Source organism: Corynebacterium aquatimens (genome assembly GCF_030408395.1).
Classification (GTDB): Bacteria; Actinomycetota; Actinomycetes; order Mycobacteriales; family Mycobacteriaceae; genus Corynebacterium; species Corynebacterium aquatimens.
Genome location: NZ_CP046980.1, coordinates 84,493 through 104,333 on the forward strand (window position 1 = coordinate 84,493; position 19,841 = coordinate 104,333).

Consider the following 19,841-nt stretch of genomic DNA (forward strand, 5'->3'; position numbering starts at 1 on the left):
GATGGCTACTTTCCCTAAAGCAACAATCGAGGGTTACCCGCGTATCGGCGCTAACCGCGAGCTCAAGCGCGCGCTTGAGTCCTACTGGGCTGGACGTATTGACGCTGAGACGTTCCGTTCCACCACCCGCGCCCTGCGCATCGACACCTACAACCACCTGCGTGACCTGGGCCTGGATGAGGAGTACGCGATCCCGGCTGACGTCGCTTACTACGACCAGGTTCTGGAAACCGGCTTGACCGTGGGTCTTATCCCGGGCGGCACGGACCTGGACGAGGAATTCGCTCTTGCCCGCGGTAACGACACCCGCGTGCCGCTGGAGATGACCAAGTGGTTTGACACCAACTACCACTACCTCGTTCCGGAGCTTGAGGGCGTCACCGAGATCACCCCGGCCCCGGAGCGCGTCCTTCGCCTGGTTGAGGAAGCCCGCGAGGCTGGCCACGCCGTCCGCCCAGTGCTGGTCGGCCCGATCACGATTCTGGCGCTGTCCAAGCCCGCGGACTTCTCCTTGCTGGACAAGCTTGTCGACGCCTACGCAACCGTCTTTGCCGCGCTTGCCGACGCTGGTGTTGAGTGGGTCCAGGTCGCCGAGCCGGCCCTGGTTGCTGACCTGTCCACCCCGGACGCGGACCTGGCTAAGTACACCGAGCAGGCATGGTCCACGCTTCTGGGCGCCGACAACCGCCCGAACGTCTACATCACCACGCCGTACGGTTCTGCGCGCGAGGGCCTGAAGGCTCTGGCTTCGGTCAAGCCGGAGGCCGTGCACGTGGACCTGTCCCCGTGGACGCTTGACGCCGATGCTGACTACCCGGCACGCGTGGCCGCTGCATTCGAGGGCACCGACACCACGATCGTCGCTGGTCTTATCGACGGCCGTAACGTCTGGGCTGCCGACCTGCGCACCAAGGCCGAGATCCTCAACTCCCTTTCTGCTGACGGAAATGCTCCGATTTCCGTCAGCACCAGCACCTCTTTGCAGCACGTTCCGCACACGCTGAACGCGGAGAAGAACCTGCCGGTCGACGTTGCTACCTGGCTGTCGTTCGCCGATGAGAAGATCGGCGAGATCAAGGCCCTCGTTGCTGGCGAGGAGAACGCACCGGAGGCCTTCGGCCGTTCCGATCGTGCTGTTCGCACCCGCACCGAGTCCACGAAGATTCACAACGCGGACGTTGTTGCTCGCGTCGATAAGCTTCCTGCTGGCGAAGTCAAGCGTGCGCCGGAATTCGCGGAGCGCAAGAAGATCCAGGGTGAGGTTCTGGGCCTTCCGGCTCTGCCGACCACCACGATCGGTTCCTTCCCGCAGACTACCGAGATCCGCCAGGCCCGCGCCGCGCACCGGAACGGTGAGCTCAATGATGAGCAGTACACCGAGGCCCTGAAGCAGGAAGTCAAGCAGGTCATCGAGCTGCAGGAGCGCCTCGGCCTCGACGTTCTGGTTCACGGCGAGCCGGAGCGCAACGACATGGTGCAGTACTTCGCCGAGCTTCTCGACGGCTTCGTGGTCACCGAGAACGGCTGGGTCCAGTCCTACGGCTCCCGCTGCACCCGCCCGCCGATCGTCGTCGGCGACGTTTCCCGTCCGAACGCCATGACCACCGAGTGGTCCGCGTTCGCGCAGTCCCTGTCCGAGAAGCCGGTCAAGGGCATGCTCACCGGCCCGGTGACCATCCTGGCCTGGTCCTTCAAGCGCGATGACGTGCCGGTCTCCGTTTCCGCTGACCAGATCGGTGTTGCTCTCGCCGACGAGGTCGCTGACTTGGAGGCTGCTGGCATCCAGGTGATCCAGATCGACGAGCCCGCCCTGCGCGAGCTCCTGCCTCTGCGCGCCGACGCACGCCCGGAGTACCTGGCATGGGCCGTGCGCGCCTTCCGCCTGGTCGCGTTGAACGCACAGCCTTCAACGCAGATCCACACGCACCTCTGCTACTCCGAGTTCGGCCAGATCATCGAGGCCGTCGCCGGCCTGGACGCAGACGTTACCTCCATCGAGGCAGCGCGCTCCAAGATGGAACTGCTGGAAGACATCGATGAGACCTTCCACTCCGAAATCGGCCCGGGCGTGTGGGACATCCACTCCCCGCGCGTGCCCAGCAAGGAAGAGATGGTCGAGCTGATCAAGGCCGCTCTGGAAAACGTGCCGACCGACCGCCTCTGGGTCAACCCGGACTGCGGCCTGAAGACCCGCGGCTACGCCGAGGTCGAGCCGTCGCTGACCAACATGGTCGCCGCCCGCGACGAGGTTGTCTCCGGCCTCTAAAAAACCACCACGAAGCCCCGCTGGCGCTCGACCTAATTGTCCTGCACCGGCGGGGTTTTGCGTTGCCGTTTTCGCCTAGACTGTTCCTATGTCAAACACACCCGCCTTTGATCCCGCGCGTACCATCCTTTCTCCCGCTTACCGTGAGCAGCTCCTCAGCTCGCTCACAAAAGGCCAGGATCAGTACGACCTGATTGTCATCGGTGCCGGCATCACCGGCGCTGGCGTCGCCCTTGACGCCGCCAGCCGTGGTTTAAAAATCCTGGTTGTTGAAGCGCGCGACATTGCTTTTGGCACGTCGCGGTGGTCGTCGAAACTAGCCCACGGCGGGTTGCGGTACCTCGCCACCGGCAGCGCGGGTGTGGCTCGCCGCAGCGCAATCGAACGCGGCAAACTCATGGACACCATCGCCCCCCACCTGGTCCGCGCGCTGCCGCAGGTGGTTCCTCTCACCGAGGCGAACAAAGAAGCCGTGCTGCAACGCCTCGGCTTCGCGGCCGGCGATGCGTTACGCGTCGCTGCCGGGACGTCGTCAAGCGTGCTCCCTCGCTCCCGCGTGATTTCCGCCGAGCGGGTCAAAGAACTCTGCCCCACCGTGCGCAAGGATGTGAAGTGGGGATTCCTTAACTACGACGGCCAGCTTATCGACGACGCCCGCCTCGTCACCGCCGTCATCCGCACCGCCATGGGCTACGGCGCGGACGTCCTCCTCGGCGCGCGTGCTAGCGTCGCCCCGGGCCGCCGCGACGGCGCGAAGGTTGTCACACTCGACATCGACGACCGCACTATCGACGTTCCGACCATCGACGTGGCGGCCGCCGGCGTAGTCAACGCAACCGGCGTCTGGGCCGGCGAGCTTGAAAACAAAGTGACCATCATCCCCAGCCGCGGCACGCACCTGGTGATCGACGCCGAAAAAGTAGGCAACCCCACAGGCGCACTCACCGTCGCCGTGCCGGGATCACCAACTAGGTTTTGTTTCATTCTCCCAGCTCAAATGGGGCATTGCTACCTGGGAATCACCGACGACCTCGCGACAATCGAGGACGAACCTTCCGTCCCCGAAGAAGACATCACGTTCATCCTGGACGTGGTCAACGGCGGCCTTGAGACCAAACTCACCCGCGACGACGTCATCGGCGCCTTCGCCGGCCTACGCCCGCTAGTGAAGTTCGGGGACGGCGAAAGCTCTGCCGAGGAAGAAATCAAAACCTCCGACCTCTCCCGCGACCACCTCATCCTCACCACCGATGGCGTGGTCACGGTTACAGGTGGCAAGCTCACGGAATATCGACTCATGGCGGAGCAAACGGTCGACGCCATGCTTAACGACGAATCCATCTCCACCAACCTCACCTCCCCCGCGTCCGAGTGCCAGACCAAGCGCATTCCCTTGGTCGGTGCATCCTATGAACGCTCCCCGCACGAGGCCTGGGCCTCCACCGGCGCGAACGCGGAAGAACTACCGGAATCCCTGGTTGCCCGCTACGGCGCCGAGGCCCGCAACGTTCTGGCTGCGAGCATCATCCCTAACGGCGCAGACCGCGTCGCGGACCTGGACCTCACGCGCGCCGAGATCTCCTACGCCGTCACCCATGAAGGCGCCCGCAGCGTGGACGACATCCTCGACCGCCGCACCCGCGTTGGTTTCGTCGCCGCCGACCGCGCCGCCGCCGAGCCCGTCGCCCGCGAAGTCTTCGACGCCTTGCCTTGACCCGTTCCAGCCCCGCGCGGGCTCGCCCGGGCCCCGCGCAGGCCCAGCGCGGGCCCCGTCGTTGAGGGCGATACGCGAAATTCTGCTTTGTTGAACTATCACCATAAAGCCGCAAGGCCGTGACCAGGTGTTTTAGAAGCGCTATCGAAAGTTGGATACAAATTTCGCGAATCGGGTCAAGCGCGCCTGGGCCTAAAAAAGGAGACCCACCGGTCCGCCCAGATAAGGAGTTGGGCAGGACCTGAGGGTCTCCGTGGGGAGGTCGTGCGTTAAGACACGGAAATGGAGTTGATCACAACGTCTTCGACTGGGCGGTCCATGCGGCCGGTCTGAACGCCAGCGATTTCATCGACGACCTTCTTCGAGGCCTCATCGGTGACTTCGCCGAAGATGGTGTGGCGGTTGTTCAACCACGGGGTGGCATCGACAGTGATGAAGAACTGGGAGCCGTTGGTGCCTGGGCCGGCGTTGGCCATGGCCAGCAGGTAGGGGCGGTCGAAGGAGAGCTCTGGGTGGAACTCGTCGCCGAACTGGTAACCCGGGCCACCGGTACCGGTGCCGGTCGGGTCACCGCCCTGAATCATGAAGCCCGGGATGATGCGGTGGAAGATTGCGCCGTCGTAGAACGGGCCTTCGCTCGCACCGGAAGCGTTCTTCGTGGAGTAGTCCTTTTCGCCCTTGGCCAGGCCCACGAAGTTGTTCACGGTCTCCGGGGCGTGGTTGCCAAAGAGCTCGATGACGATGTCACCGTGGTTGGTGTGCAGAGTAGCTGTTTGCGTAGAAATGTTGTTAGCCATGCACGCCAGTGTAGCTACTAACGCCACCCCATGGTCATCAGCAGCCCCAGGATGAAGCCGCCGAAGCCGATCGCGTAGTTCCACGGGCCGAGCTCCACCATGAACGGGATGTTCGGGCCCGCCAGGTAGTTGACAACCAGCCACAGCAGGCCAAACAGCATGAGGCCAAACATGATGACCTTGTACCAGACTGGGGTGCCGCCGGTGTTGATTTTCACCGGGGTGCGGGTGGTGCCCGTCGACGTGGTCAGCGGGGTAGAGACCGAGTCTTTGGAGACCTTTGCCTTTGGCATGACGTTTATCGTCCTTTGTGAGTAGTTGTTACTGTGCTGGGACTCTACCAGTTAGGGCAGCAAGTCCCGAACTCCTAATTCCCAAACATCGACGGTGATGTCTTGGTCCTTGCGGATCGTTTCACCGGCGCCCGGTCGGGAACCGGAGATGCGCTCGTGATCGTCCGGCACCAACGTGCTGAATCGCTCACCTTCACGGAGTCTGCCGGACCAGCCTTGGGAACGCAGGGTTTCCTCAGCGCGGGACTTGGTCATTTTCACCAGGTTCGGCATCTTCATCAGGATTCCGTTGGAAACTTGCAGGTTAACCTTCGTTCCCTCGGTGACTTCCTTGCCTTCATCCGCGACGGCGAGGACTTCACCCTTGGGGTTTTCAGAGTCGATTTCGGTGACGGTCGCTTCCAACCCAAGCGAGGACAGGGTCGCGCGGGCCTGATCCACTTTCATGCCGCTTAACGACGGAATACGGATCTTCTCTTTACCCGTCGAAACCTTGATGGAGACCTTGGAGCCCTTCGACAGCTGGGAGCCTGCCACCGGAGTTTGGGAAATGATCTTGCCTTCCTCGACGTTGTCGCTGGAATCGCGCTCAATGTCGTCGTTAAGCGTGAGCCCCGCTTTCTTCAGTAGATCCTTCGCTTCCTGCGGCGTCTTGCCGGTGATGTCAGGGACGTCGGTGATTTCGCGGCCGGACGACACGGTCAGAGTGACTTGCGCGCCGGGCTTGAGCTGCGAGCCGGCGTTGGGGTTGACCGCCATGACCTCGCCGCGCGGCACGTCAGGCGATGGTTTCTCGCTGATGTTGACCTGGAGGCCTAGAGCTTCAATCGATCGAATTGCCTCCTCGCGTGGCTTTCCAATCACGTTGGGGACGGTGACGACGTTATTTTCCACCTCTTCTTCCTTGCCACCGAATTCATTGATGGCGTACAGGCTGCCGCCCACGATCGCCAGCGCAGCGAGTACCGCTAGCAGCCACTTCCATATGGAGCCGTTCTTGCGGTTCTGCGCGAGGCGGTGCTGGGAATAACGCGATTCGCCGCTAGCTAGCGGGGCCTCTTCGTACTCGTCATACTCCGGGTCGTAGGCGCCGAACTCATCGTCGTACTCGTCGCTGTATTCGTAGTAATTGCCGTCTTCGTCGTAGTACCCGTTCTCGTCGTAGTACTCGTCGTAGTCGTCTTGATCGCTTTCCTCGGGCTGCTCGGCTGCGCTCACCACGCGCGTTGAGCTGCCTTCGACAGTGGCAGCAGGAGTAACCACCTGGGTAGTCGGCTCGGACTCAGTAACGTGGTTGCGCGCGGCCTTGGTTACAGCCCCGCGCTCAAGGCGTTGCAGGTCTTCCGACATTTCATCCGCTGATTGGTACCGGTCAGCGGGGTGTTTTGCCATGGCGGTAAGGATCACCGCATCAACGTTCACGGCCTGGGTGTCGGTGAGGTTCAGCTCCCCCATGTGGCTGCTCGGCGGCTCCGCGTCTTCTTGAACGTGCTGGTACGCCACCGCGAAGGGGGTCTCACCAGAAAACGGCGGCGTGCCCGTCACGGCTTCGTACATCACGCAGCCCAACGCGTAGATGTCGCTGCGTGCGTCCGCGTTCTTGCCGCGGGCTTGCTCCGGGGAGAGGTACTGGGCGGTGCCGATCACAGCGGAGGTCTGCGTCATCGCGGCGGTGGAATCATCCAGCGCACGCGCGATACCGAAGTCCATGACCTTCACTTCGCCGGTGTTAGTCACCATGATGTTCGCCGGCTTCACGTCACGGTGAATGATGCCCGCGTCGTGGCTTGCCTGAAGCGCCGCAGTCACCGGGATCATCAACGCCGCGGCTTCCTCCGGGCGCAGCGGACCGTCCTCGCGCACAATGTCGCGCAGGTTACGGCCCTTGATGTGCTCCATCACGATGTAGGGCACGCTAATGCCATCAACTTCCGTGGCCCCTGTGTCGTACACAGCCACGATGTTGGGGTGGTTCAACCGCGCAGAGTTCTGTGCTTCTTTGCGGAAACGCTCGCGGAAGTTCTCGTCGCGGGCCATGTCGACTTTGAGCATCTTCACGGCGACTTCGCGCCCCAGCAGGGTATCCGTGGCGACATAAACGTCCGACATCCCGCCGGTACCAATCATGTCTCCTAGTTGGTAGCGGTCTCCAACGAGAGTCATTTACGCTCCTCCTTGGTCTAAGTTCACTACACCGATCTTTGTACCTATTCCCAATACATCTTCTCTTAACTGGGGGAATGGCATGGCAGGGGGGTCCTGGTTTGGTGTTGGCACCGGCTGGTTGTCCTCGACATCCGGCTGAGGCGCCGGCTGCGTGCGGCGGGGCAATTCCCGCTCGCGTGGCGTCGGCCTTTCTGGCTCCGGCTCACGCACTGAAGGCCTCTCCGGTGGCGTGTAGCGCGGCTGTTCTTCCGGTTCCGGTTCGGGTTCCGGCTCCACCGTCGGCTCTTCCTGCGTCGGTTCGGGGGCCGGGGGCATTTCGCTTGTCGACGACTCCGTACCCGTCCCGCCGAGATACCCCTGCGAGTAGGCGAACACACCGCCGCCGAGCAAGAGCAACGCCAAGACACCAGCACCAATCCACAGGCCAGTGCTGCTTTTCTCTTCCGGGGGTGGCGGTGGCGGTTGGTACGGGCGGCGCTGTTGTGGCGGGCGCTGCTGCGGCGGAAGCTGCTGCGGCGGGCGCTGCTGCTGTGGCGGGCGCTGGCGGGGCAATTCGCCGGTAGCCACGCTGGTGGGCAGGGCCGGCGTCCGCGTCGTCGTTGGGCGTGGGGCGGTGGGGCGCTCGCCGGCCTGGGCTTGGCGGATCGCGCGGAGGAATTCGCTGCCGTTGGCGTAGCGGGTTGCAGGATCTTTGCGCAATCCAATGCCAATTAGTTCGCGCGACGGTGCGGAAATCGCCGTCGACATCGGCGGCGGTGTCTGAGAGACGTGGGCCATCGCGATGGAGACGGAGGACTCGCCGGTGAAAGGGCGGCGTCCGCACAGCATTTCGTAGCCGACGACGGACAGGGAGTACACGTCAGAAGTTGCGGTCACCGGCAGGCCTTGCGCTTGCTCAGGGGAGACGTACTGGGCCGTGCCCACCACCATTCCGGTTTTGGTCAATGGGACGGCCGCGGCTGCTTTGGCAATACCGAAGTCGGTGATTTTGACCTGGCCGTTCTGGGTGATCATGAGGTTACCGGGCTTAATATCCCTGTGGACAAGACCCATCTGGTGGATCACCGCGAGGCCGTTGGAGGCCTGCGCCAGGACGTCGAGCGCCAAGGATTCTGTGAGACGCCCTTCGCGCGCAATCATGTCGGCCAGCGATTCACCGCGGATGTATTCCATGACGATGTAGCACATGGAGAAACCCTCAGTGGTGTCCACTTCGCGGTAGTCGTAGGTGGCAACCACGTTGTCGGATTCAATGCCCTCAGCCGCAATGGCCTCGTTGCGGAAACGGGTGAGAAATTCCTCATGGCCTGTGTATTCAGGGCGTAGGACCTTGATGGCGACTTCCCGGTCGTTGACCTTGTCGTCGGCAAGCCACACCGTGGACATTCCGCCCTGACCCACGACCCACTGGAGCTGATAGTCCGCGCCGATGAGGCGCTGGAGCTCGTGTCGGTTATCGGTGTTCACCGTCGCCTCCCTTCTCTGCGGCGGGCGCGGCGCGCAAGATGGTGCGGCCGATGGGAGAGCAGACCTGACCACCGGTGGCCTTGAGCCCTAGGCCGCCACCATTTTTCACCACCACTGCTACGGCAACGTCCTTGTCAGGGTCGAAGGCCACGTACCAGACGTGCGGTGGAAGCCCCTCGCCGTGCTCGGCGGTGCCGGTCTTCGACGCGAAACCGTTGCCGTCGTAGCCCCAGGTCTGGGACTCGGAGCCGTACATCAGGTCTGTCACTGCTTTGGCTACCTCGGGCTTCAGTGCCTTCGCCGCCTCATTCGGGCGCGTCTGGCGCAAGGTCTTCAAATCCGGGGTGACTACGCGTTTCACAATGTAGGGGCTCATCCGAGTGCCCTCATTAGCCACCGTCGCCGCCATGACCGCAGCTTGCAACGCGGTCATCGTGACATCAGCCTGGCCGATGGCAGACATTGCCGCGCGTGCCGGATCCTGCAGATCGCCCAGCGAACCCGCGGAAGAGTTGATGCCTAAATCGTATTTCTCGCCGACGCCAAACTTCGTCGCGGCTTTCTCAAGCTCCTCCGAGCCGATCTTCTCCTCGATCTCTACGAACGCCGTGTTGCAGGAGTTCACAAACGCGTTGCGTAGTGTCGTCGTTTGGCCGCCGCAGCCTTGGCCGTCATAGTTGGTCAGCTGCTGGTTTGTGCCGGGAAGCGTGATCGACGGCGCGCCGGTCACCGGGGATTCTGCGCGGTAACCGTTGTCTAAAGCGGCGGCGGTGGTGATGATTTTGAAGATTGATCCGGGCGGGAGTTGGTCCTGCGCCGCGACGTTCACCAGCGGTTTTCCGGGATCATTCGTCGTGGCTTCCCACGCCTTCTTGGCCACTTCGTCGTCCGCGCTGGAGATCGCGTTGGGGTCGTAAGAAGGGTTCGACGCCATCGCGAGCACTTCGCCTGACGACGGCCGGATCGCTACCACAGCACCGTTGTAACCGGAGTTGCTCAACTGGTCATAGGCCGTTGCTTGGAGCTGCGGATCAATGGTGAGCTCAACGGAGTTACCTACCCGGGTTTCTTTGCTCGTGCGGAAGAACCGTGAGCTTGCCAGCGAAGATTCCCCGCTGAGTTCTGTATTGAATCCGGCCTCTAGGCCAGCCGTGCCGTAGATGTCCGACATGTAGCCGGTCAAAGGCGCGAAAGACACTGGCATGTTGGGGTAGGAGCGGTGGAAGTTGCCGTTCTCATCCGGGTGGGATTCCGCCAGGATGGTCTCGCCAGAGAAGATGCTGCCGCGGTCCACTTTCTTCGCCTCAAAGTTGTTGCGGCGGTTTTCCGGGTGACCTGCGTATTCATCTTCGTGGAAGACCTGAACCCAGGAGAAGTTAAGCAGCAAGATCAGCGTCAGGAGAAGGGAGCCGATGGCGCCAACGCGTATGGACGAATTCATCGCGCCACCTCCAGCTGCGGCGCCTTGGCCGCCGGATCGTGGTCGATTGGCCGGTTAGCGTTGTTGGAGATGCGCAGCAGCAGACCCAGCAAGATGTAGTTGGCCATGACGGCCGAACCGCCGGCGGACACAAACGGGGTGGTCATACCGGTCATGGGCAGCAACCCGCTGACACCACCGGCGACGAGGAAGACCTGCACCGCAATCGTCAGGGCCAGGCCGGAGGCAACCAACTTGCCGTATGCGTCGCGCACCGTCAGCGCGGTGGCAAACCCGCGGGTGATGAAGATGGCGTAGAGCACTAACACTGCGGCCACGCCGACGAGCCCGAGTTCCTCACCGATGGAGGAGAGAATGTAGTCCGACCACGCAACGGGCACGACCTGCGGGTAACCGAATCCAAGGCCGGTGCCGGTCACGCCGCCCCAACTCAAACCAAACAGGGCCTGGGACGCCTGGTAGCCCGTTCCGTTGATGTCCGCGAAGGGGTCAAGGAAGTTGGCCACACGGGTCTGGATCTTGTCGGAGATCTGGTAAATCGCGTACGCACCCACAGCGGTGAGTCCACCGCCGATCACGAGCCAACTTGTCCGGCCGGTGGCGAAGTACACCAAGCCCAGCACCGTGGTGAACAGCAGCAGCGCCGGCCCGAAGTCATTCGTCGCAGCCATGATGAACAGCGCGATCGCCCAGACCAGCAAGATCGGCGCGAGGTCTCTCAAGCGGGGCAGCGTCAGCCCAAAGATCCGGTACCCCGCCACGGTGAACAGCGCGCGTTTTTGGGTGAGCAGCTGCGCGAAGAACAGCAGCAGCAAGATCTTGGAGAACTCACCAGGTTGCACAGAAAACGGCCCAAGCTTGATCCAAATCCGTGCATCCGCATCAGCCGGTTGCGGCGCGATTAGCGGCAGCGCCAACAGCACGAGGCCTAAAAGCCCAAGCAGATACGAAAAGCGTGAAAGCTCACGGTGATCGCGCACGATCAGCAACGTCGCCGTCATCAGCACCACGCCCACCAACGACCACAGCACCTGCCGTTCCGCAAGCCCGCTATCGCGGGCCAGGTCAAGGCGATACACAATCACCAGCCCAATCGCGTTCAGCGTCGCCGCAACCGGCAGCAACACCTGGTCCGCGCTAGGGGCGGCGAAACACATCGCTAGGTGCGCAATCGCGAACACGCCCACGAAGCCGCCGGCAAGATACACAATCTCAATCCCAGGGGCATTTCCTTGGGACAGCTCCAAACTTAAGAGCATGATCAAAAGCAGGACGGCGGAAAAAATCAGCAGGAAGAGTTCGCGGCCGCGGGTAAAAAGTTTTCGCATTTACTTTTCCTCCCGGCAGGAATCGGCACCGCCGTCCACGCACACCGGAAGCGCCTCTTGGCCCATGCGCTCAAGCTGGCTCGTGACTACGCTGTAGTCCCCGCTTTCGAGGTTGTCCACGGCACCGCGCGCGGATTCAGGCAGGTCATCGACGGTGAACACCTGGCAGTCCGCGGGTTGCTGGTCGATGTTGAAAGTCCGAATTTCGTTGTCCTTATTGATGCACACTTTCTGCACTGGCGTGTGCGTCCCAGAACCGAGCACAGAGCTGTCAAAGCCCTGCTCAATAACAAACTCATTTTCCTCATTCGTGGAGATGAAGTAGCGGTTTTCCTTCGCGCTATTCATCCACGCCCACGCGCCACCAAGCACCATCACAACGACCACAGCTAGGGTCAAAGCGGGCCACAGCCAGCGAGGAGCAGTTCGCTTATCGACGGTCTCTTCGACCGCTTCGTCCTCAACCGGCTCATTGTCGGGCTCGTCGGAATCCGGCTTTTCCTCCTTCGCGCGTGGTCGCACGAGAGCTGCTGCGCGCGAAGCTGCCGTGTCCGGGTGGGTATCCTCAGTGGTCAAGGCGAGCGCCCCGGCTAGTGCCGGCTTGTTCGGTAACTGCGCCTTCTCATCGTTGCCAGAGTCCACAACATCCGCCACGACGACCGTGACGTTGTCGGGCCCACCGGAACGAAGCGCGAGTTCGATGAGCTTCTCACCGGCCTCACGCGGGGTGCCTCCAGCCAGGGTGTTCTCGATGGTCTCCGCGGTAACCGGGTCAGACAACCCGTCGGAGCACAGCAGGTAGCGGTCGCCCGGCTGCGCATCAAAGTATTCGAAGTGCGGCTCTACGGGGCGACCGGTGTACGCCTTTAAGATCAGCGATTTCTGCGGGTGCGTCGACACATCCTCGGGCGCGAGCTTCCCTTCGTCGACAAGCGACTGCACGAAAGTGTCATCCACGGTGATCTGGCTGAGCGTGCCGTCGCGCAGACGGTACCCGCGCGAGTCACCAACGTGGATCAAACACAGCTGAGATCCGTTGAACATCAACGCCGTGAGCGTCGTGCCCATCCCGTTGTAGGCAGGGTTTTCATCAATGGCTGCATCAATAGCCGCGTTGGCGTCATCAGCGGCGGCACCAAGGAGCGCCTGAAGGTCCGCGTCCTCGGGGTTGCGGTCCAAGTGCTCCATGCGCTCGACCATTATCTGAGACGCGACCTCACCCGCAGCATGGCCGCCCATCCCGTCAGCCAACAGAAGCAGGTACGGGCCTGCGTACGCGGAGTCCTCGTTGTTACCGCGGACCAGCCCGCGGTCAGACAGTGCCACGTAGTTGAGCTGGTATTTCACGTTCTGATCGCTCACGGCATCAACCTCACGATCGTGCGGCCCATCTTGATGTCAGTTCCCACCGATACCCGTTCCGGCTGGTCAATGCGGTTACCCGCCACAAACGTACCGTTGCGGGAATCCAGGTCTTCGACGAACCAATCGGAACCGCGACGGAACAGGCGGGCATGGCTTGACGACGTGAAATCATCGCCGAGCACAAAGTCATTTTCCTGCGAACGGCCAAGGGTGAAGGCGTTCAGCTGCGCGATCTCCATGTGTGAGCCGCGCAGCGGGCCATCGACCACCACGATTTCCCGCGCCTTCTCTTTACGAACCTGGCTGGGAACCGGAGCCGCCTGGCGCGGTGCTCCCGCAGCGGCTTTGACGTCCCTCCGCAGCGCCATCATCACTAGGAAGATGAACAGCCACAGCAGGGCAAGGAGGCCAAACCTCGTGGCCAGCATTAGTGCTGCATCCATACGCGTCTCTCCTGCCTACCGCCAGAACTCCGGGATTTCACCTTCGGGCGCGGCTGGCGCCTGCTGCGCCGCCGGTGCCGGCTGGCCCTGGCGCGGTTCCACGATCCGTACCTCGATCGTTGAGTGACCCATAGAGATCACGTCCCCGTCCGCGAGCATCCAGTTGTCCACCTGCTGGTCATTCACCGTCGTGCCATTCGTGGACTGCAGATCCACCAGCACCGCCACTGAACCATCCCAGGTGATCTCCGCGTGGTGACGGGAGACACCCGTGTCAGGCACGCGGAAGTCCGCATCGTTGGAGCGGCCTAAAATCGTGGATCCTTCCTTGACCTGGTAGCTGCGCGAGGAGCCATCCTGGAGGATCAGGATCACATTGGCGCCGCCGCCACTAGTCGGCTGCGCAGGCGCGTGCGGCATGCGGGAGTCCGGTGGGAATTGCATAGCTGAGCCTTCCTGCGCTTCAGAATTAATTACGTCGAATCCGCTGTCTACATCAGGTGCATCATCAATATAGGAAGAAACCCGCAGCTGACCAGTTCGCAGTCCGGATTCTTCCGCGACACGCACCACGGCGGGGCCATACAGACTCCAGCCTTGATTGCGGACGTAGCGTGTGAGTTGTGAGGCCAGGTGGGAGGGAAGGTTCGTGTCTTGGGACAGGTTGGTTAGATCCTTCTTGGAAACACCCACGGCGTAGACGTTGGGCACCACCAATTCGTCATACTCATTGGTGACAATGCTGTCTTGGGCCTCCTGCTTCAAGATCTCTTCGATTTCCGCAGGAACCACGCGTCCGCCGAACACTGCCGCGAAGCCGTTATCCAGCCCGCGCTGCATCGCACTGTCTAGCTTGGCCAGGCGCTCCATAATCGCCACGAACCTCACCTCCTTCCAAATAAGCCTCAACTGCATACAGCGTTATCCCACGGGTCGAAGCGTTTTCTGCGTGTTCCGTGGGATTACTCCTGTGACAGTATAAAGGTGTAAACGACATCCACCTACACGCTGGCGCGAATCTCCTGTGAACGTATAGGAAAATCCCAGGTAGTAGACGGATTTGGTGATTGAGTACTCCGCCGTGCTATGTTTATTTAGCCCGCCCGGGTGGCGGAATTGGCAGACGCGCTGGCTTCAGGTGCCAGTGTTCGCAAGGACGTGGGGGTTCAAGTCCCCCCCCGGGCACGGTCGGAAGTCCCGTGACATCGTTCCTACGGTGTCACGGGACTTCTTCTTTTACTCCCGGCCCTGCAGAGTTGTTTAAAACAACTCCCACAACAACTAACTGGCTTTGGGCCCTAAAAAAGCAGGTCAGGATAGTTGTTTGAAGTTGTTAAATCCCGATCCACCGGACGCTTGGTCCACGCGATTTCCCGGATGGGTCGATTTTTGCCCGACCCAGGTCACGAAGGTGGCTCAAGATTCGGGTGATGTCGGTCCGGTCGACTCCGAGTTCTTCCGCTACCTCACGGGAAGACAAAGACTTGCCCTCTCGTAGCTGGGTTTCGATCCATTCTTGGATTGTGACGGTAGCGATCATCCCTTCCTCACCTGGCTTCATTTCTTCACGGGCTGTTTCAGAAAGAATCCATTCTGGGGCATCCCGCAGTTGCTCAATGAATCCGGCATTGGCGTAAAACGCCAGAACATCTTCGGCTTGATCGAGAGAGAGCTGCATGAGATGGGCTGCAGTAGACGCGGTGAGGATTGGGTTATGCATGAGATGACGCGCGATTACCAGTCCGTTGACGCTGTCAAAAAGCTCATGGCCATACACTTCTCTCAAGTTCGCAAGGCCGATGACGAAATCCCGGTCGACGTTGCCGGAAGAAAGAGAAACCTCAACGAAGTTCTCGCTCGCATTTACTGTCGGTGGAGTACGGCCGGTTGACAGCATTGACGCCCACATTCGGTCAAATCCGCGAGATGCCTGCTCTGCTAATCCGAGCATGCGAAGTGCCGTCATCAGCGTGGGATTGCGGGGTACTGACGGGATTGTTAGAACGTTGTCGACTGTCACGCCCACCGGGAGAGAGCCTGGAGACCACACCTTGAGTTCGGTGGGCGATTGTTCGACCACGATAGGGGAGGTGGCATCCCAATCCCTGTGGGCGGCCGCGTTGGCGATTACCTCATCAACCGCGCTTTCAGGGAAAGCGGGGATGATGACTTCTTGGCCGTTAGAAAGGGAGATCGTTGCAACCTCCCTGCTCGCGTTGGTGTCAATCAAAGGGCCGAGCCGTAAAAAGGCAGTCACTAGCGGCGCAGAGATTCTAGAAATCTTGGGCTCGCCGCCAGGCACTGTGCGGAGCTGGTGTTGGACCGTGATGCGTCCGTGCGGAGGGTTCATGAAGAGCACTTCCCCGGCGAAGCTGATTGCCCCATCCGGAGTCAGCAGCGCGAGTTCATGTAAAAGCTCAGTTGTAGTGTTCGGGGCGGGGAGCGCGTTTCCTGAAAGTGCTTTCCGGGAGGCTAGAAGCTGGCGGGCTTGATCGACCGCTAGGGTTCAATATCTGACATTGGCCGAGCCGATGGGAACGCAGAAAAGTCCGGGTTGGCACGGCGAAATACGATATCCCGCCTTTGTTCTTCAGTCAGGGAAACACAATTCTTACCTACTCGTTTCCCCGCCTGCCCCTTTCGTCGTGTGTACAGGGCAAGACCCCGGGGAACGCGAAGAGCCACGAGGCGGGTGTTTTCCCAGGTTAGCTCGGTAGCTTCCACGCTGATACTGGGGCGCGTGTTATCGAAGATCTTCTTCTCAAACCACTCCGTGCGGCGATTGGTGCCGGTGAAAGCCTCCGCTCCAGACTTCTTGTCGGAAACGCCCACGACAATGTAAGAAATCCCGCCTTCGCTGTTGGAAAAGCACACGGCTTCATCGGCAAGAACATCAGCGAGGATGGCGTCAGGGTTTCGGTTGTTGGGGTGTACGGCTGGGTCTTCTTTGAACTCCAGGCACTCGGATTCCTGGCTGTCCCCAGTCGCGCCAGCGCTAATGGCCTCAAGAGCTGCATAAATGGCTGCTAGTTCCCGCTCACTCATAGTTTGAAGACTACCAAAACCCCAGGAAGTTGTTTAAAACAACTCTTGCAACAACTATGAAACACTTTGAGTGGAAAAGAAGCAGTATGTGCAGGTCAGAATAGTTGTTTGTAGTTGTTTACAGTTGTTTTGAGTTGTTTATGGTTGTACTGTGGGCCCATGCAGTTTTTTGAGCAAAACAATTTGGGCTCGGATTTCCCTTTGGCGAAGCTGCCGGTGGATTCATCAACGCGGCCGGGCCCGGGGCGCGGTAAAGAGATCGCGGTGTTGGCGCGGGTGGCGGACAAGATCGGTGGGCTGGTGCAGGGCAGTAAGACACTGAACTTGTTTCCAGCAATCGGCCGGGCGCGGCGCAATTTCCTGCCGTGGTTGCTCTACTCCGGCATGCTGATGCCGTTTGGGATTTTGTCGCGCAAGGAGTCGGAGCTAATCATTTTGCGTGTCGCGGCGTTGCGCGGGGCGACGTATGAGCTTGAGCATCACAAAAAGTTGGGCAAGAAAGCCGGGCTTAGCAATGACGAAATTGCGCGGGTGCAACGCCAGGAGCACGGTTTCGACGGTCGCACAAAAGCGGTGCTTGACGCAGCGGATGACGTTGTCCGCTACCGCCAGGTGAGCGACGAGGTATGGGCGCGGCTCGCCGACCGCTTGAGCGATAAGGAGATCACCGCGCTGCTGTTGCTGGTGACCAACTATGACGGGCTGGCCACGGTGATGGACGTCCTAAACATCCCGCTGGATGAACCCCGCTAGGGGCTTTCAATCCACGCGTCCTTCGCGGCCCACTGGAAGGCTTTATTGATTCCGGTCAGAACGGCTTTGTACGCAAACGGCGCGTTCACCTGTGCCCAGCGGCCGACTTTGATGTCCGCGCTCGTGGCAATCAGGTACTTGCCTTTGTCCACGTCGCGCAAGATGATCTCTGCGCACTTCGCGGGGGAAATCGCGTGGCGTTGGAAGGCCTCTTTTGCAAGGCGGACGCGCTTTTGGCTCTGGTCGATGCCGTGGATGTCAATGGAGTGGACCAACTGGGAATCGACCGCGCCGGGCGCGACCGCATGGACGGTAATCCCGTAGGGCGCGAGGTCAAAGCGCAGGACTTCTAACATTCCCAGCACACCGGCTTTGGAGGCAGAGTAAGCGGCGTGCCAGGGCAGACCAATGATTCCAGCGGAGCTGGACACACACGCTAATCGACGGGGGCCAATCGCGCGTTTCGTGTCCTTGTCCACTGGGCCGGCCTTCATCATCGACGGTGTGAACGCGCGAATGACGTGGACGGTGCCCATCAAGTTGACGTCGATAAGCTTCTGCCATTTCTCCAGTGGGAACAGGTCAACCGCGCCCCACATGGAAATGCCCCCGACGTGGTGGATGGTGTGTGCTGCGCCGAAGCGTTCCTCAAGCGCGCGTGCCCATGTATCCACCGCTTCATGGTCGGAGATGTCCACGGGTGTGGCGTCGATGACCTCGCCGGGGCTGGTCCGAATTTCCTTCACGGTGGCGTTGAGCCCCTCGGCGTTAATGTCGGTGATTGCCACGCGCCAGCCCTTCGCCGCTAGTTGCAACGCAACCTCTTTGCCGATCCCCGAGGCGGCGCCTGTGACCACCGCATAATTTCCCCTCAAGGCACTTTCGACGGCGCTGGCTGGAACCTTGCTAAATCGTTTCTTAAACAAAAGCATTCTTCAATAGTACCCAGGAAGCCGTGACGTAGGGCGTGGTTAGCCGTAGTGTTGAGACATGCTGTCTAATGAAGAATTCGTCGCGCGCACCACGGTGGCCGTCACTCGCGGCCCGCGTGAAGCAGCGTTTGCCGCAGATGCGCCAACGACGGTGTTCGAATGGCACGTAGACACGGAGCTTGTCGACGATGATAGTAACGTGAGCGAATAGTTAGGAGGCAGCAGGTGCAGAACTTTGAGCCACGGGGAAATGTTCTACCCATCTATTTCATCGCGGACGAGTCCGGTTCGATGGCGCCGGACGTGGGCCAGCTCACGGACGGTTTGGCCTCACTGTTAGACCAAATTCGACGCGAGCCATTCGCGGCGTCGTCAGTGCGCTTTTCCGTCATCGGCTTTAATGAAGAGGCGCGTTTGTACCTCAACATCGTTGACCTGCGCGACGTGCGTGAAATGCCGTCGCTTATTGCGCAGGGGGCGACGTATTTTTCTGCGGCGTTAGACATGCTCGCACAGGTCATTCCAGACAACGTCGCGGCGTTGAAGGCGGAGGGCTACCGCGTGAACCGGCCGACGGTCTTTTTGCTTACCGACGGCTACCCCATGGAAGACGACGAATGGCGCGAGGCCCTCGACGACCTGATGTCCTTACCAGCGCGCCCGAACATCCTAGCGTTCGGTATTGGTGACGCGGATCCGCAGATCATTTCCGGCCTGGCGACGCAGCCGGGATACGCGTTCATCGCAGCGCAAGGTGCGGATACGGGCAGGATGCTCACGGAGTTTATGGGCAGCCTGACGCAATCCGTGATTAGCTCCGGAACCGCTATTGGCAGTGGCCGCGGAATGATTCAGCCGGAGATCCCAGAGGGCTTCGTTGCTATTTCCGCCGACGAGGTTTAGGTGAGCCATGACTCACGCGAAGCCTGATTCTGAGGATCCATACACGGTGGACGCGTCCCGCTTCCGGATTGTTATCGGTGAACCCGCGGTGGAGGTTGCGCCGCAGCCGGTTCATGCCAGCTACCGCACGGGCAACAAGGTGCCCGACACCGTTGTGGACGGCTGGGACGGGGATTTTCTTGGGGTTCGTGCGGCAGCGATCCGTGGGCGCATGCACAGGCACGGCGGCCAGCCGCGCCAGGACGCGTTCGCGGTGAAGGTCAGTGAGGATGACCAGCAGTTGTTCATCGCCGTCGCGGATGGGGTGTCCTCCGCGCGGTTTGCGCACGCGGGGGCGCAGGCCGCCACCGAGTACGCTGTGTCCTATCTTTCCCAAAGCTACACGCTGGACTTTGATGAGAAGAATGGATGGGACTTGGTCAAGGGCGCATCCTGGGAGATCACCCAGCGCGCCGAACGTGCCTCCGCGGCGCCAGAGGACCTGTCCACCACATTGATCTGCGCCGCAATCACGGCGACGTCCGATGGCATGGTTGGCCACGTGGTCTCCGTGGGAGATTCCGGCGCCTGGCTGCTTGGTGCTGATGACGCGCTGGTGCAGGTGACCAGGGGAAAGGCATCGGAGGAAGGAATCGATAACGTCCGCGTCCACCCACTGCCGTTCCTCCCCGAGTCGCTGGAAATCCACGCTTTCACCGCGTCGGCGGATGAGGTCTTGTTGGTTGGTTCGGACGGGATTGGTGATCCTCTTGGCGGCGGCGGTGGCCCGCTGACCATGCTGTTGTCTGACATGCTGTACCGCAGCAAGCCAAGCATCTTGGATTTCGCTCACCTGGTGGACTTCACCAAGGTGGGATTCGATGATGACCGCAGCTTGATCGCGGTCTGGCCCCAGCACGTCTATTACGACACGGGTGAGAACTAGGCG

General features: G+C 61.0%; 18 protein-coding genes and 1 tRNA gene. 7 read left to right on the forward strand and 12 right to left on the reverse strand.

What is annotated here, in order from left to right:
- Nucleotide 1: 1 nt before the first annotated feature.
- Together metE and CAQUA_RS00315 are read left to right on the forward strand one after the other, a co-directional pair.
- A complete protein-coding gene (gene metE, locus CAQUA_RS00310; protein ID WP_196825013.1) occupies nt 2–2,266 on the forward strand; it encodes a 5-methyltetrahydropteroyltriglutamate--homocysteine S-methyltransferase in 2,265 nt (754 codons plus the stop codon).
- Between the two features lie 88 nt (nt 2,267–2,354).
- On the forward strand, nt 2,355–3,980 hold the full coding sequence (locus CAQUA_RS00315) for a glycerol-3-phosphate dehydrogenase/oxidase (protein ID WP_196825012.1): 1,626 nt from the start codon (nt 2,355–2,357) through the stop codon (nt 3,978–3,980).
- A gap of 269 nt (nt 3,981–4,249) precedes the next feature.
- Here the strand turns inward: CAQUA_RS00315 and CAQUA_RS00320 are convergent, their stop codons facing one another.
- Genes CAQUA_RS00320 through CAQUA_RS00360 form a run of 9 tightly spaced genes read right to left on the reverse strand, consistent with a single transcriptional unit; the run spans nt 4,250 to nt 14,159 of the window.
- Entirely contained in the window at nt 4,250–4,777 is a 528-nt protein-coding gene (locus CAQUA_RS00320; protein WP_196825011.1) for a peptidylprolyl isomerase, read from the reverse strand.
- A gap of 17 nt (nt 4,778–4,794) precedes the next feature.
- On the reverse strand, nt 4,795–5,070 hold the full coding sequence (crgA, locus tag CAQUA_RS00325; protein ID WP_196825010.1) for a cell division protein CrgA: 276 nt from the start codon (nt 5,068–5,070) through the stop codon (nt 4,795–4,797).
- A 51-nt stretch (nt 5,071–5,121) separates the two neighbouring features.
- Nucleotides 5,122–7,233 (reverse strand): Stk1 family PASTA domain-containing Ser/Thr kinase, encoded by a 2,112-nt coding sequence (pknB, locus tag CAQUA_RS00330; protein WP_196825009.1) that lies wholly within the window; start codon nt 7,231–7,233, stop codon nt 5,122–5,124.
- Nucleotides 7,234–8,703, reverse strand: a complete 1,470-nt coding sequence (locus CAQUA_RS00335) for a serine/threonine-protein kinase (RefSeq protein WP_196825008.1) — start codon at nt 8,701–8,703, stop codon at nt 7,234–7,236.
- A complete protein-coding gene (locus tag CAQUA_RS00340) occupies nt 8,690–10,144 on the reverse strand; it encodes a penicillin-binding transpeptidase domain-containing protein (RefSeq protein ID WP_196825007.1) in 1,455 nt (484 codons plus the stop codon). Before CAQUA_RS00340 ends, CAQUA_RS00335 begins: the two co-directional genes overlap by 14 nt.
- On the reverse strand, nt 10,141–11,472 hold the full coding sequence (locus CAQUA_RS00345) for an FtsW/RodA/SpoVE family cell cycle protein (protein ID WP_196825006.1): 1,332 nt from the start codon (nt 11,470–11,472) through the stop codon (nt 10,141–10,143). Before CAQUA_RS00345 ends, CAQUA_RS00340 begins: the two co-directional genes overlap by 4 nt.
- Nucleotides 11,473–12,834 (reverse strand): PP2C family protein-serine/threonine phosphatase, encoded by a 1,362-nt coding sequence (locus CAQUA_RS00350; protein ID WP_290178445.1) that lies wholly within the window; start codon nt 12,832–12,834, stop codon nt 11,473–11,475. It abuts the gene before it with no gap.
- Nucleotides 12,831–13,280, reverse strand: a complete 450-nt coding sequence (locus tag CAQUA_RS00355; protein ID WP_196825005.1) for an FHA domain-containing protein FhaB/FipA — start codon at nt 13,278–13,280, stop codon at nt 12,831–12,833. The genes CAQUA_RS00350 and CAQUA_RS00355 overlap by 4 nt, the downstream gene beginning before the upstream one ends.
- 15 nt (nt 13,281–13,295) lie before the next feature.
- Nucleotides 13,296–14,159, reverse strand: coding sequence for an FHA domain-containing protein (locus CAQUA_RS00360; RefSeq protein ID WP_290178448.1), 864 nt, complete (start codon nt 14,157–14,159; stop codon nt 13,296–13,298).
- A gap of 222 nt (nt 14,160–14,381) precedes the next feature.
- On the opposite strand from CAQUA_RS00360, the gene CAQUA_RS00365 reads away from it, so the two are divergent.
- Nucleotides 14,382–14,465 (forward strand) — tRNA-Leu (locus tag CAQUA_RS00365).
- Between the two features lie 148 nt (nt 14,466–14,613).
- Here CAQUA_RS00365 and CAQUA_RS00370 read toward each other — a convergent pair.
- Both CAQUA_RS00370 and CAQUA_RS00375 read right to left on the reverse strand, forming a co-directional pair.
- The gene (locus CAQUA_RS00370; RefSeq protein WP_196825003.1) at nt 14,614–15,537 is read right to left on the reverse strand and encodes an ATP-binding protein; all 924 of its coding nucleotides are present in this window, start codon (nt 15,535–15,537) and stop codon (nt 14,614–14,616) included.
- 242 nt (nt 15,538–15,779) lie between these two features.
- Nucleotides 15,780–16,325, reverse strand: a complete 546-nt coding sequence (locus CAQUA_RS00375; RefSeq protein WP_196825002.1) for an AlbA family DNA-binding domain-containing protein — start codon at nt 16,323–16,325, stop codon at nt 15,780–15,782.
- A gap of 159 nt (nt 16,326–16,484) precedes the next feature.
- Between CAQUA_RS00375 and CAQUA_RS00380 the strand changes: the two genes are divergently transcribed.
- The gene (locus tag CAQUA_RS00380) at nt 16,485–17,078 is read left to right on the forward strand and encodes a carboxymuconolactone decarboxylase family protein (RefSeq protein ID WP_196825001.1); all 594 of its coding nucleotides are present in this window, start codon (nt 16,485–16,487) and stop codon (nt 17,076–17,078) included.
- Here the strand turns inward: CAQUA_RS00380 and CAQUA_RS00385 are convergent.
- Nucleotides 17,075–17,935, reverse strand: a complete 861-nt coding sequence (locus tag CAQUA_RS00385) for an SDR family oxidoreductase (RefSeq protein ID WP_435383917.1) — start codon at nt 17,933–17,935, stop codon at nt 17,075–17,077. The genes CAQUA_RS00380 and CAQUA_RS00385 overlap by 4 nt on opposite strands.
- A gap of 133 nt (nt 17,936–18,068) precedes the next feature.
- Between CAQUA_RS00385 and CAQUA_RS00390 the strand changes: the two genes are divergently transcribed.
- Genes CAQUA_RS00390 through CAQUA_RS00400 form a run of 3 tightly spaced genes read left to right on the forward strand, consistent with a single transcriptional unit; the run spans nt 18,069 to nt 19,838 of the window.
- On the forward strand, nt 18,069–18,221 hold the full coding sequence (locus tag CAQUA_RS00390) for a hypothetical protein (RefSeq protein ID WP_196824999.1): 153 nt from the start codon (nt 18,069–18,071) through the stop codon (nt 18,219–18,221).
- Nucleotides 18,222–18,235: 14 nt separating this feature from the next.
- The gene (locus CAQUA_RS00395; RefSeq protein WP_196824998.1) at nt 18,236–18,913 is read left to right on the forward strand and encodes a vWA domain-containing protein; all 678 of its coding nucleotides are present in this window, start codon (nt 18,236–18,238) and stop codon (nt 18,911–18,913) included.
- A gap of 7 nt (nt 18,914–18,920) precedes the next feature.
- A complete protein-coding gene (locus CAQUA_RS00400; RefSeq protein ID WP_196824997.1) occupies nt 18,921–19,838 on the forward strand; it encodes a protein phosphatase 2C domain-containing protein in 918 nt (305 codons plus the stop codon).
- Nucleotides 19,839–19,841: the final 3 nt, after the last annotated feature.